The 12,619-nt window shown below is 53.2% G+C and carries 10 protein-coding genes and 1 pseudogene; 7 read left to right on the top strand and 4 right to left on the bottom strand.

The genetic code is table 11. The features are described 5' to 3' along the window. Nucleotides 1–17 precede the first annotated feature (17 nt). Together GNG27_RS01725 and GNG27_RS01730 are read left to right on the top strand one after the other, a co-directional pair. The gene (locus GNG27_RS01725) at nucleotides 18–1,487 is read left to right on the top strand and encodes an efflux transporter outer membrane subunit (RefSeq protein ID WP_023336642.1); all 1,470 of its coding nucleotides are present in this window, start codon (nucleotides 18–20) and stop codon (nucleotides 1,485–1,487) included. 345 nt (nucleotides 1,488–1,832) lie between these two features. Then, nucleotides 1,833–2,024, top strand: coding sequence for a heavy-metal-associated domain-containing protein (locus GNG27_RS01730; RefSeq protein ID WP_016154448.1), 192 nt, complete (start codon nucleotides 1,833–1,835; stop codon nucleotides 2,022–2,024). Between the two features lie 1,617 nt (nucleotides 2,025–3,641). On the opposite strand, the gene GNG27_RS01735 is transcribed toward GNG27_RS01730, so the two are convergent. Beyond that, nucleotides 3,642–4,427, bottom strand: coding sequence for a MipA/OmpV family protein (locus GNG27_RS01735; protein WP_023336645.1), 786 nt, complete (start codon nucleotides 4,425–4,427; stop codon nucleotides 3,642–3,644). A gap of 126 nt (nucleotides 4,428–4,553) precedes the next feature. On the opposite strand from GNG27_RS01735, the gene GNG27_RS01740 reads away from it, so the two are divergent. The 4 genes and pseudogenes from GNG27_RS01740 (at nucleotide 4,554) to GNG27_RS01755 (ending at nucleotide 10,685) form a co-directional block, all read left to right on the top strand. Further along, on the top strand, nucleotides 4,554–5,249 hold the full coding sequence (locus GNG27_RS01740; protein ID WP_023336646.1) for a response regulator: 696 nt from the start codon (nucleotides 4,554–4,556) through the stop codon (nucleotides 5,247–5,249). Continuing rightward, a pseudogene (locus tag GNG27_RS01745) lies at nucleotides 5,246–6,412 on the top strand (sensor histidine kinase). The gene GNG27_RS01740 and the pseudogene GNG27_RS01745 overlap by 4 nt, the downstream one beginning before the upstream one ends. A gap of 101 nt (nucleotides 6,413–6,513) precedes the next feature. Further along, the gene (locus GNG27_RS01750; protein ID WP_023336648.1) at nucleotides 6,514–7,629 is read left to right on the top strand and encodes an efflux RND transporter periplasmic adaptor subunit; all 1,116 of its coding nucleotides are present in this window, start codon (nucleotides 6,514–6,516) and stop codon (nucleotides 7,627–7,629) included. Further along, a complete protein-coding gene (locus GNG27_RS01755; protein WP_023336649.1) occupies nucleotides 7,626–10,685 on the top strand; it encodes an efflux RND transporter permease subunit in 3,060 nt (1,019 codons plus the stop codon). The genes GNG27_RS01750 and GNG27_RS01755 overlap by 4 nt, the downstream gene beginning before the upstream one ends. 167 nt (nucleotides 10,686–10,852) lie before the next feature. On the opposite strand, the gene GNG27_RS01760 is transcribed toward GNG27_RS01755, so the two are convergent. The 3 genes from GNG27_RS01760 to GNG27_RS01770 form a co-directional block, all read right to left on the bottom strand. After that, nucleotides 10,853–11,113 carry a cation-transporting P-type ATPase gene (locus GNG27_RS01760; protein ID WP_016154443.1) on the bottom strand — a complete coding sequence of 87 codons (261 nt, stop codon included), beginning with the start codon at nucleotides 11,111–11,113 and terminating at the stop codon, nucleotides 10,853–10,855. A 109-nt stretch (nucleotides 11,114–11,222) separates the two neighbouring features. After that, nucleotides 11,223–11,528 (bottom strand): fluoride efflux transporter CrcB, encoded by a 306-nt coding sequence (gene crcB, locus GNG27_RS01765; protein WP_009652450.1) that lies wholly within the window; start codon nucleotides 11,526–11,528, stop codon nucleotides 11,223–11,225. A gap of 128 nt (nucleotides 11,529–11,656) precedes the next feature. Beyond that, nucleotides 11,657–12,292 (bottom strand): 2,3-bisphosphoglycerate-dependent phosphoglycerate mutase, encoded by a 636-nt coding sequence (locus tag GNG27_RS01770; protein ID WP_224788374.1) that lies wholly within the window; start codon nucleotides 12,290–12,292, stop codon nucleotides 11,657–11,659. Between the two features lie 168 nt (nucleotides 12,293–12,460). Between GNG27_RS01770 and GNG27_RS23800 the strand changes: the two genes are divergently transcribed. Next, nucleotides 12,461–12,595 carry a hypothetical protein gene (locus GNG27_RS23800; RefSeq protein ID WP_023336651.1) on the top strand — a complete coding sequence of 45 codons (135 nt, stop codon included), beginning with the start codon at nucleotides 12,461–12,463 and terminating at the stop codon, nucleotides 12,593–12,595. The last annotated feature ends 24 nt before the right edge of the window (nucleotides 12,596–12,619 follow it).

Below are 12,619 nucleotides of genomic sequence, written 5' to 3' on the forward strand. Positions count from 1 at the left end.
CGGGCGGAGCGAGAATAATGAAAGCAGAGTATGAAATGAACCATCGTATTAATAAACTCCAGGTGCTGGTGATGGCGGTGGTATTGGCCGGTTGTACTATGGCGCCGGACTACGAACGGCCTTCTGCACCAACGAGCTCGAGCTATCCTTCGGGAGCGGCTTATGCTCAGGGCACGGTTTCACGGGTTCAGACTGCCGTGGCTGATATCGGTTGGCACGATTTTTATCGTGATCCGTTGTTGCAGCAATTACTTGAGGTCGCGTTGGCAAACAACCGCGATCTGCGCAAGTCGGTGCTGGATGTTGAGGCCGCGCGGGCCCAGTACCGGATCCGTCGTGCCGATATGTTGCCAACACTGAATGTGGATGCGGGCTCTGCTATGCAGCGTCTGCCCGCAGATGTCAGCCCGAGTGGTTCAACTCAGATAACGCGGAGTTATGACGTTAATGGTGCAGTGTCAGCCTGGGAACTGGATTTGTGGGGACGGGTTCGTAGCCTCAGCGATCGGGCGCTGGCAACTTACCTGGCGTTGGATGAAACACGGATTGCGGCAAGGCTGAGCCTGCTCGCTGAGGTGACAAACGCTTATCTGACGTTGCGTGCGGATCAGGAGTTGCTGCAACTGGCTCACGATACGCTGACCACGCAAAAGAGGACTTACGCATTGACCCAGGCGCTGTTTGATGCGGGTAATGCAACGCAAATCGATTTGCGGCGTGCAGATATTGCGTTGCGTACTGCGGAAGTCAGTCAGGCGGCTTATACGAGGGTGGCGGCGCAGGATCGCAATGCACTGGTTCTGCTTTTAGGGCAGCCATTGACGGCCGAACTCTCGGCCAGCCTGGATAAAGCGAATACCTTGCCCGATGACATCATCCCTTCAGCGTTGCCGGCGGGCTTGCCGGCCGAATTGATGGTGCGTCGTCCGGATGTCCGTGCGGCAGAGCAGCAACTGCGTGCAGCTAATGCCAATATCGGGGCCGCTCGCGCGGCATTCTTCCCGGCAATCAGTTTGACAGGATCGGCTGGTACGGCCAGTTCGAGTCTGGACGGGTTGTTCGATCCGGGGTCAGCGGCCTGGAGTTTTGTTCCGCAAATCTCGTTGCCTATTTTCCGGGGGGGCGCGCTGCGCGCCAATCTGGACCTGGCCCAGGTACAAAAGCGCATCGAAATTGCGAATTACGAGAAGGCGATTCAAGTTGCTTTCCGCGAGGTGGCTGATGGCCTGGCGGGCAGACAAACCCTGGATGATCAATTCCGTTCAGAACAATTGTTGGTGCAGGCCAGCCAGGCTAACTATGAATTGGCCTCACAGCGCTTCCGGGCCGGTATTGACGATAATCTGGCGGAGCTTGACGCACAACGAGCTCTGTTCAGTGCGCAACAAACTCTGGTTCAAACCCGACTGGCGCGAATGAGCAATTTGGTCAATTTGTATAAAGCGCTAGGGGGCGGATGGACAGAAAGCTCTCCGGCTAAGCCATAACTCTCCGGGCAGGTTAACGCCACTGTCTGGCGATAAGGTCGGCAATACGTGGGTGGAGGGATAAAACCGCCCGCGTATTGCATTGTCGTAGGGATAAGGGGTTACGGCGCGGCAACCACTTCTTTTACTGCGAGGACTGCTACGTCTTCGTCTTGTTGCCCGACAGCCGGCAGAAAGCACAACTGAACGGTTTACTTGAAATACTTTGGGGCAGTATATATCCCCACCTCAGGTGAAACGCTTAGTCAGAGAATATAAGCACGAAAATTTTTGGCGATAGGGCTTGACCTTACAACGGTGGCAAGTTCTATCATTGAAGTTACTACTTCTAAATAGGATATATATATGCAATTACATCTAGAAAATATGACATGCGGCGGATGTGCCCGGACAGTGACTAAAGTGATTCAAAATATTGATCCTGAAGCAAGTATCATAACTGATCCACCGACTCGTAAGATCGAAGTGAAAACTTCTTTATCTACTGAACAAGTTGCTAATGCTTTACGTGAGGCAGGTTTTCCTCCGAGAGAGTAGTTAACTAAAAATGGTTACCTCCCCGCTGTGGTAACCATTTTTTATCATGTATCCTTACGGTTAGAAGTATTTCTGTTATTATTATGCACCATGGTGGGGTGTTTAGATGTCTTGAGTTGTAGTTTTGATTTAATATGTCTATTACTTAACTCACTAATTTTTTCTCTATGTTAAATGTATTGTGTTCAATATTTATGTGTGATTTACTAAATCATCGGTTTTTTCTTTTAAGGCCTCATTAATGTATCATGTGACGTCAAGTATTTGTGGAGGGGGTATTTGGTTTTTTTTAAATATATTAAGAACAGGGTGGTATGCCAAATTTATCATCATAAAAAGTAAGAAGAGCGAAGTATACGTAAACCAAACGCTGTAAGTTTAAGCATGCCATTTTTGTTCCATGCACTTCTTGATAGCTCCGGGTTTTCAGTCATCAGCCGATACCTCTTCCTGTATCAGGTTATTCAGAGATTCATGAGGCCGCTCGTTATTGTATTACCTCAGCCAGCATAATGTAATTCTCCCGTACCTCATTCTGAGTTCTAAATAGATTAAAATCCAGTATTTATGTCCGATAGCGGCGGTTAAACAGCTCTGCTTTGCATTAGTAACCCGCGTCCCCGGTGGGCATTGATACGATATGCTTCCTGCGGAGAATGCACCGACTGGTATTTCTGTGCCGGCCTTAGAACTTTTGCTTCAGCATCTCCTGAAGCATCTCCTTGTCCACACTCAGGCCAGCCACCTGTTTCTTCAGTCGCTGATTTTCATCCTCCTGCTGCCGCATGTGATTCAGTTCTGAATGAGAAATATCGCCTTATTCCTTACGGTATGTAATGGGATTGTCAGGGCATCGTACAATAGCGTGTTCGACAGCGTGATGAACTACTGTCCAGAAGAGCTTGACCGTACGCTCGATATAATTCTCGATAGCGTGGAGGCTCATATAAAGGTCTATGTGTCGGTCAAGAATCTTGATGCCAGTATGGTGGTAAAAGTACTCAATGAAGTAATGTCAGAAAATATTATTGCCATCTAAAAATCAAAGAGACTGATATATCAGTCTTAAAATAATAGTCAGTTAGAGACTCAACGGACGGAACAAATTAGCTGGCAGTGCGTACTATATCCATACTATTATGGGATGACGATATTCAATTTATGTCAAACTTTTCAAGTCTTCACTCGTCAATTCTGGTCACGCAGGGATTCGGCCCATTCAACATGTGATGTCGTGGTTTTTCTGATATTTTCGTGGTCATTGTTTATGGGGGCAGAAGAACCACGGCGGGAATATAGTCCGTGCAGTCTTATTTAATATGCTAAGGTTTTCTTTCGCTATACATGGTTTTATACTACCGAGAATATAGATAAAGGATTTGGAAAGGTAATGAATTTTAATGCTGTCCTCATATGCTATTATCCTGCGCTTATAATCCACCCCACTGAAAGTGTAATAGTACATGTTCCTGCTCGTAATCTTCCGGTGATATATCACTCAGGGCTTGAGGCCATTTCCAAGCCAATAGATGACTCGCAAAACATCATCTGATATCAACATTCAAATATATGTTTCTGATAGTCCACTTTTCGGAGACTCTGCCAGTTCCAGGCGCGTCAGAATGTCCAGTTGATACCAGCAAAACCGCTGATATTGTCTCGCGCTGACACAACAGGACTGTCACTGGTTTTATCCGCAAGCCAGGCATATGAAGCGCCCAGTAGGGTGCCCCAGTGTTCATTAAACTGATGCTGCCAGCTCAGGGTGGTCTGCGTAGCGTAAAATCCTGCGCTACGGTTGTATTCCCGAAAACCGGTTGTGCGGCTCTGGGCAGCATTAACGCCGTACCAGGTATTAATGTACCGGGCATCACCAAAAAGTGCCGCGCCCTGCAAGGCAACCGTATCTGTGTCGTTCTGCCAGGGCACGAGCGTCAGCGAGGCCTGGTACTGTACCCCCTGTGAATCCGTCAGCGGCAGAGTTGCACGGATTTCCGGGGTAAACCAGCTGTTCACCTGCCAGCCAACAGCAACCTGCGTGTTCAGTGCACCACGGATGTTTCCCATTCCTTTCAGTTTGTCAGAACCATCGCGCCACGATGAATTTTGATCGGCACGGCCAAAACTGTATCCGAACGCATTTTCAAAATAGAGCCCATTATCCGTCTGCAGGTCATAACCGATACCTTTTGTTGAGCCGAAGAAAAACGCGCCTTTACGGGCCTGCAGGGAAGGCATCACTGTCCAGTGCTGCTTATCCGCGCCACTGTAGCGGGGGGCGTTTTCTCCTATTATCCCCACCGTCACTCCATCCTGATTGCCGCTGTCGGCAATAGCGGACCCGCAGGTCGCTGCCAGCAGGATCATAGTACACCCTGTTACAGACGAACACGTTGCCATCATATATCCCTCGTTTTATGTTTATGCATTACGGTAAGCTGTAACCGCCCGGCAAACCGCAGTGGATTATGACGATGCTTTATCAAGACTCAGCGTGGAAACCATCAAGAAACCATCAAGGCAGAATGAATGAACACAAAACGTATTCTGATTATCGAGGACGACCGGGATGCGGCGAATGTTCTCGAAGCCTATCTTCGCCGTGAAAACTTCGGGGTCATACTGGCCCATGATGGAAAAGCAGGACTTGAAGCCGCCCTTACCCAGCATCCTGCACTTATTCTGCTTGATATCATGCTGCCGGGTATGACCGGAACAGAAATACTCAGCCGGCTGCGCCGCGAATCCGATGTTCCCGTGATAATGGTCACCGCAATGGGCGAGGCTCCGGACCGTATCGGGGCCTTACGCTTCGGTGCGGATGATTATGTCGTCAAACCTTATCATCCGGGTGAGGTCGTGGCCCGGGTGCAGGCGGTGTTACGGCGTGGGGCGGCAGCGCATACTGACGCTGAAAATTATCGCCGGGTGGGGGCCGTTGAACTCAACCGGGACACCATGTCAGTCGCTATTATTCACGATGAAAACCGGGTGCACCTTGAGCTGACCCCCACCGAGTTTTCACTGCTGGACATGATGATGACCCGCCCCCGGAGCGTCTGTTCCCGTCAGACCCTGCTTGAACACTGTCTGCCGGAGAGTGATGCCCTGGAGAGGGTGGTTGATACACACATCTATAACCTGCGCCGCAAACTGGAAAAAGCGGGGGTCAGCGGTGTGCTGACCAGCGTGAGAGGGGTCGGTTACCGGTATTTGCAGCCATGAATAAAAGAGAGTCCCGTTCATTATGGCGCTGGATTTGCGTCAGGGTGTTGTCGCTGGCGGCCGGCAGTGTCGTGCTTATCGCCCTGTGCATGTGGCTGCGTTTTGCCCTGCTGGATGCCTGGGTACAGAATCGGATGCCGGAGCCGGTACGACAGGAATTTCTGCATCTGCGGGAAAATCCCGATCTTAACCGCATCCGTTACCATGAAATTATTGATGACTGGTACGGACTGCAGTTCTCAGACCCGTCCATTGCGTCAACAGACTGGCTGACGCTGGGAGGGCTGGTCCTGTTTGTGACGCCGCTGATAATTATGCTCGGTTTGCTGGCCGCCCGACCTCTCGCCCGGCAGTTCGGTCTGCTGACGCGGGCCTCCGCAGCGATAGCGCAGGGGCGTTTTACCACTCGCTCAAAACTGGATGCAAGTGCGCCCTCTGAATTGATGTTGTTTACGCAGAACTTCAATACCATGGCCGAAAGACTTGAACGTTATGACCGGGAATTACGGGCATCTCATGTTGCGGCCGCGCATGAACTGCGCTCTCCACTGACGGCCGCGGTGGGCCGTCTGCAGGGAATGATGGACGGCGTATTCCCGCCTGATAAGGCGCAGATGAATATGGTGATGAACCAGCTGCAGAGCCTCAGCCGTCTGATTGATGATTTGCACCTGCTCTCACTGGCTGATGCAGGGCAACTCACGCTGAATAAACAACGCTTCTCACCCGCCGGATTACTGCAGGAAAAGATTGCCTGACTACGGCCACAGGCTACCGCCGGGCATTTCGGTTACGACACGGATATCCCTCCGGGAGAATGTTGTGCGGACCCGCTGCGAATCGGACAGGTCTTTACCATTTTAATGGAGAACGCTCTGCGTTACGCGACGGAAGGCGGGAAGCAAACGATACAGGGGTACGTTCAGTCAGGCTACTGGACGTTCTCCTTCCGGGATTACGGCGCGGGCGTCGAACCGGATTTTCTGCCGGTGATGTTTGACCGGTTTACCCGTTCTGATGTTTCCCGTTCCCGTCATTCAGGAGGCAGTGGACTGGGTCTGTCGATTGCCAGAGCCATTTGTGAGTCTCACGGCGGAACGCTGACCGCCAGTATCCCGCAAGAGGGGAACGGACTCCTGTTTCAGGTGAAACTGCCCGTATGAGTTTTCTTTTTCACTTTTCTTGACCAAATCTTGATGGTTCGTCGAACGTATCTGGACACACCTGCGGTTTACTCATGGCAGCATTTTTTCCGGAGGCTGCCATGCCATCATATTCATTCATCCCCCTGATAGCATCTTTGCCTTTCTGGCGACGGGGCTCAGCCCTGGTTTTCGCCCTCGCCCTGCAACTGACCGGCTGTGATAATGAGCCGGTATCCCGCCATGTCCCACCAAGACCGGTGATGACCACGGAGGTATCTGCCGGCAATCATGGTGGGCAGACGCTTATGACCGGTGAAATATTGCCCCATGAAGAGACGATTATCGGCTTCCGTACCGATGGCCGGATGGTGAAACGACTCACGGATGTGGGGCAGTCAGTGGTTGCCGGGCAGGTACTGGCTGAACTGGATGATACCGATTTGTGTAATCAGTACCGCAGTGCTCAGGCGGTAGTACAGGAAGCCGGGGCAAGCGTCAGGCTTGCTGAGATAAACCTGCGACGCATGACGCTGCTTGCCCCGCAGGGTGCGGTTGCCCGGGTTCAGCTTGACGAGGCCCGCACAAACCGCGACACGGCAACAGCAAAACTGCAGAGCGCTCAGGCCGACCTGAGCAGTGCAACGGACCGTCTGGGGTATGCGCGACTGGTCTCACCGGTTACCGGGGTGGTCACCACCGTCAGCGCCGGTCCGGGACAGGTAGTGACCACCGGACAGGAAATCCTGCGGGTGGCGCAGTCAGGGGCCCGTGATGCGGTCTTCAGCGTACCGGGGGCTCTGGCTGACACCCTGAAACAGCAGCAGACACTCACCCTGCGTATGGCGGATAACCCGTCGGTGTCGGTAACCGGAACGCTGCGTGACATCAGCCCGCAGGCAGATACACAGACCCGGACCTGGCGGGTACGCTATGACCTTGAGAATGCACCCGCAGTAATGGCTATGGGGGCGACGGTCACCGGGTCATTACCAATGGGCGGCAGTGATGTGTTTCAGGTACCGGCATCTGCCCTGACGAGGAAAGAACAGAAGCCGGCAGTGTTCGTGGTGGACACCGACAAAAATCGCCTGCGCCTGACACCCGTTGACATTGCGGCCTATATGACCGATTCGGTGCTCATCCGAAAAGGGCTGACAGCTGGTGAACAGGTGGTCACTGCCGGGGTCAGTCAGTTACGTGACGGGGAAAACGTGCTGACGGAGGACCAAAAATGAAAAATGTTATGCACGCTTCCGTCGGTTTTAATCTTTCTGCCTGGGCACTGGCCCACCGACAACTGGTGGCTTTTCTGATGCTGATGATCACGGTGACAGGCGTCATGAGCTTTCTGAATCTGCCGCGCAGCGAAGATCCGGCGTTTACCATTAAGACCGCCGTGGTGTCGGCACAGTGGCCGGGCGCAACGGTAAAAGATACCGTCAGTTTCGTCACCGACACGCTGGAGAAGAAGCTCCAGGAAATCCCACATCTGGATTATATCGAGAGTTACACGCGTCCGGGCTCGTCGGTGATTTTTGTGAACCTGCGTGATGACACACCGCCGTCAGAGGTTGCGGGTATCTGGTATAGCGTGCGGAAAAAGATGGACGACATCCGGGCATCCCTGCCGGACGGCACCACCACCCCGGCCGTGGATGATGAATTCGATGATACATACGGCACAATTTATGGCTTCACGTCGGACGGCTTCACTCCCCGGCAGTTACGCGATACCGTCGATGATATCCGGGCATCTCTGCTGGCTGTTCCGGGAACAGGGAAAGTTACGCCGCTGGGTGACAGCGAACAACAGGTGGTGATTGCTTTTGATCCACTGAAACTGTCGGGAATGGGACTCGATCTTCAGCAGGTGACGGCGGCTCTGCAGGCACAGAATGCCGTCACGCCCGCCGGACGTATCCGGACATCACAGGAAAATATGTCGGTGGAAGTCAGTGGCGCCTTCACATCCGTGGACAGCCTGCGGCAAATTGTGCTGCATACCGGAAACCGTTTTATCCCCCTCACCGATTTGGCCACGGTCACACTGCAGCAGGCAGATCCGCCCTCACCGGAGTTTAGGGTTAACGGTAAACCGGCACTCGGGCTGGCGATTTCGATGGCTCGCGGTGGAAATATTATTGATTTTGGTCGGGCGCTGAACGCGACGATGGACAGGATCCGCACGCATCTTCCTTACGGGATCAGTGTGGAGAAGGTGGCAGACCAGTCGGCCGTAGTCAGTGACGCGGTGGGAGGATTCGTCCAGGTGCTGGTTGAGGCCGTTATTATTGTGCTGGCCGTTTCTTTTTTTTCGCTGGGCAGCCGGGCAGGTCTGGTGGTCGCTGTGGCCATTCCGCTGGTGCTGGCCATGACATTTACCGGGATGGAATTGGCCGGGATAGGGCTGCAGCGAATCTCCCTCGGTGCCCTGATTATTGCACTGGGACTGCTGGTTGATGATGCCATGATCACCGTAGAAGCCATGGTGTCGCGGCTTGAGGCTGGCGATGCCCTGAGTGTGGCCGCCACGCAGGTATTTCGTACCACCGCGTTCCCGATGCTGACGGGAACACTGGTGATGATTGCCGGATTTATACCGGTGGGATTTGCGGAATCGAGCGCAGGAGAATACTGCTACTCCCTGTTTGTGGTGGTACTGACAGCGCTGCTGAGCTCATGGCTGGTTGCGGTTCTTTTCTCGCCGCTTACCGGCGTCTGGTTACTGCCGGAACAGCATTCACATCAGTCACATAAGCACAGTTTCTTTCACCGTCATTATACCCGCCTGCTCGACCGGGTGATGCAGCACCGGCGCAAGACACTCGGTTGTGCCCTGGCGATACTGATATTGTCCGGGGGCGGGGCCCTTCTGATGCAGGGTGAGTTTTTCCCGGCGTCCGATCGCCCGGAGCTACTGGTGAGCCTGACTCTACCGCAGAATGTCAGCCAGGCACAGACACACCACGACGTCCTGAAGTTTGAAGCGAAATTGCGCGATAATCCTGATATTGACCATTACTCAAGCTACATCGGTTCCGGCGCTGTACGTTTTTATCTGCCGATGGATGTTCTGCTGCAGAAAGAGAACATTGCCCAGCTGGTCGTAGTGGCGAAAAATGAAGCGGCGAGAAACCGGCTGCAGAAACAGCTTGAGCAGATCCTGTCGAAAGATTTCAGTACGCTCACAACCCGGGTATCCACACTGGAGTTGGGCCCCCCGGTAGGCTGGCCGATCAGATATCGGGTATCCGGGCCGGATAATACCCGTGTACGTGAACTGGCCACGCAACTGGCAGGGATGATTGCCCGCAATCCCGATACTCGGGGTGTCAATCTGACGTCCGGTGAACCGGAGCGGGTCATCCGTCTGCGGGTGGATCAGACGCAGGCGCGTGCCACCGGCATGACGTCTCAGTCACTGGCAGGAACGCTTGCCACGCTGTTCTCCGGAACCACCGTGACCACCCTGCGCGACCGTAACCGCCAGATTGATGTGGTGCTGCGGGGAAATGAAGCCTCACGACAAAACCCGGCGTTACTGAATGCTCTGATGCTGACATCATCGACCGGGAATAAAGTTCCCCTGGGACAGGTCGCCACGCCAGAATGGACGCTCGATGACCCGGTTATCTGGCGCCGGCAGCGGCTGCCGTTTATCACGGCCCAGTCGGATACCGCGCCCGGGGTGCGTGCAGAAAGGCTATCATCGGCACTGTCTCCTGTCGTTGCCGGTTTCCGGGAGAGTCTGCCGCCGGGTTACGGCGTGGAGGAAGGCGGGGTGGTTGTGGAGTCGGACAAAGGGAACAGTTCAGTGTATGCGGTATTGCCTGTCACGCTGATGGTGATGCTGTTACTGCTGATGATCCAGTTACAGCGTTTTTCCTCGATGTTGCTGGCCCTGCTGATGGCACCCTTTGGTCTGCCGGGGATTGTTATGGCTATGTTGCCTTTTGGCATACCGATGGGCTTTGTAGCGCTGCTGGGGATCATTGCACTGGCCGGGATGATCATCCGTAATGCCGTCATTCTTATTAGCGAAGTGGATGTGGGGATGAAAAATGGTTTCACTGCGGATGAGGCGATCAAAGTCGCCGCGCTGCACCGTTCACGCCCCATCATGCTGACCGCTTCGGCGGCCATTCTCGGGATGCTGCCGATTGCCCGGGATGTTTTCTGGGGACCGATGGCATTTGCCATTATTGGTGGGCTGCTTTCAGCCACACTGGCAACGCTGACACTACTGCCGGCAGCAATAAGTCTAATCTTTCACTGGAAACCGTATCCCTGACGAGTCCTGCCGTATCATCGCCTATGCTTCGACTAATGATTGCAACCCGCGGATATGGGGATGACCGTCGCTGCCGGTTGCGACTGCTAGGATCATGGCGCCGGACGCCGCCATGACCTGCTGGATCGTGGTGAACTCAGGAGGGGATTCGGCGTGTGAGACAGCGACTATCTGTGACCTCCGAATGAGGTGAATGGATGGTTCGTCGTTGTCTGAGCGCGCACTGGTTCAGTCGTCTTTCCCAGAACCACTTCAAGTACCAGCGCAATTTCGAGCATCCAGGGGATGGGACCCAGCAGACGTTTGAGGATAGCACGCACCTGGTCCGGAGGCTGTTCACGCACTTCGTTATAGCCACATTGACCCAGCCGGGTCTGCACCTCGGCCTCGGAAAGTCCCTTCACGATATTCTCAGGGAGCATCTCCATACACCCTTCTCCGGAAATACCTGACCCGGCAGGTCAGGTATGTTGTTATGGCGATAAAATGAAAATCTGCCGGAGACATGGCGCGGTTAAGTGTATGGCGCATATGCTTTTACAGCAGTGTCATCACAAAGAAACCAGTGGCAGTCATCAGAAGCGAGCCAGTTACGTGCGTCAGTACGGAAATGACAGCCCATGCATAATTGCCATTCTGAAGTAACACCACCACCTCAGCAGAAAAGGTGGAAAAGGTTGTCATACCGCCACATATGCCGGTGGTAATAAAAAACTTCCAGGCGGGATCAAGGTGAGGCTGCCGGACAAAAAAGGCCAGTGCCATACCGATGATAAATCCGCCAACCAGATTAACCACCAGGGTACCAGGTGGAAGATTGGGGAAAAGTGCATTGAGACGCATGGACAGTATCCAGCGGATCACACAGCCGATCGATCCAGCGGATCACACAGCCGATCGATCCGCCTATCACCACCGCGAATAATGATTTGTACATACCACCTCGCTGAAATCAGGGCACCATCAGACCGTCATTCAAGGGAATAACGTGCGGTGATGGCCCGTTTTTCATTCATTTCATACAGTACGGGGATTCCCGTCAGGACATGCAGATCGGGAACCTTATTTTCATCAATCTGCTCAATAAACATGGTCAGCGCACGCAGTGTATTAGCATGACTGACCAGCAACATGGTTTCGCCACTGGCGACGCGCAGGACAATGACGTGGTGCCAGTAAGGCAACAACCTTCGTTGCGTTATTTCCAGACTTTCTCCCCCCAGCAAATCCGTCAGGGACACATGACGATAACGTGCCTCACGATGAAGTGAAGCAGGTGCTTCCGGCAACGGAAGGGAGATACCACGATAGCTCCTCCGCCAGTGATAAACGATTTTCTGGCCAATCTGTTGAGTGGCTTCATCTTTGTTCATTCCCTGAAGCGCACCGTAATGACGTTCATTTAACCGCCATGATTTGTCCACCGGTAACCACAATTGATTCAGCGCTTCCATTATCAGCCAGAGCGAATGAATTGCCCGGTTCAGAACGGATGTGCAGGCTCCATCTATGATTGTAGTGGCACACTGATCCCGGACCGTTTTATCAGGTTTGCTGCGCGCCGGGTTTCCTCCACTCCTTTCAGCATCAGCGGGACATTTTCCCATCCGGTAAAACGATTTTGCGATTCAACTAACTTTCGCCATGGCGGAGTAAAATAATTTTCCCCATAACAACTACCTGTCTGTCACCCACAACTGAACCGGAAGGACCTGAACCCGTTGAGTTGTTTGTACTGATTACCCGGATTTACCTGGACTCCGGTCAAGGAGGTGATGCATCAGAAGATGGGCACCGCTACCGATGAACAGCGCGATTACAACGGCACTGGTATCATCCGGCAGTATATTAAAAAAGGCATCAGCGATCAGGAAAACCAGACAGTTTGCCTGGATCCCCGTTGCTGTTGACAGTATGAGTATTTTTCCGTTCAC

The sequence above is a fragment of the Leclercia sp. 119287 genome, assembly GCF_009734485.1.
Taxonomy (GTDB): Bacteria; Pseudomonadota; Gammaproteobacteria; order Enterobacterales; family Enterobacteriaceae; genus Enterobacter; species Enterobacter adecarboxylatus_C.

Coding starts and splice junctions, on each gene's coding strand:
- GNG27_RS01755 (WP_023336649.1), top strand. CDS start 7,626: ATGAAAAATGTTATGCACGCTTCCGTCGGTTTTAATCTTTCTGCCTGG.
- GNG27_RS01750 (WP_023336648.1), top strand. CDS start 6,514: ATGCCATCATATTCATTCATCCCCCTGATAGCATCTTTGCCTTTCTGG.
- crcB (WP_009652450.1), bottom strand. CDS start 11,528: ATGCGTCTCAATGCACTTTTCCCCAATCTTCCACCTGGTACCCTGGTG.
- GNG27_RS01740 (WP_023336646.1), top strand. CDS start 4,554: ATGAACACAAAACGTATTCTGATTATCGAGGACGACCGGGATGCGGCG.
- GNG27_RS01735 (WP_023336645.1), bottom strand. CDS start 4,427: ATGATGGCAACGTGTTCGTCTGTAACAGGGTGTACTATGATCCTGCTG.
- GNG27_RS01770 (WP_224788374.1), bottom strand. CDS start 12,292: ATGGGAAAATGTCCCGCTGATGCTGAAAGGAGTGGAGGAAACCCGGCG.
- GNG27_RS23800 (WP_023336651.1), top strand. CDS start 12,461: ATGCATCAGAAGATGGGCACCGCTACCGATGAACAGCGCGATTACAAC.
- GNG27_RS01725 (WP_023336642.1), top strand. CDS start 18: ATGAAAGCAGAGTATGAAATGAACCATCGTATTAATAAACTCCAGGTG.
- GNG27_RS01730 (WP_016154448.1), top strand. CDS start 1,833: ATGCAATTACATCTAGAAAATATGACATGCGGCGGATGTGCCCGGACA.
- GNG27_RS01760 (WP_016154443.1), bottom strand. CDS start 11,113: ATGGAGATGCTCCCTGAGAATATCGTGAAGGGACTTTCCGAGGCCGAG.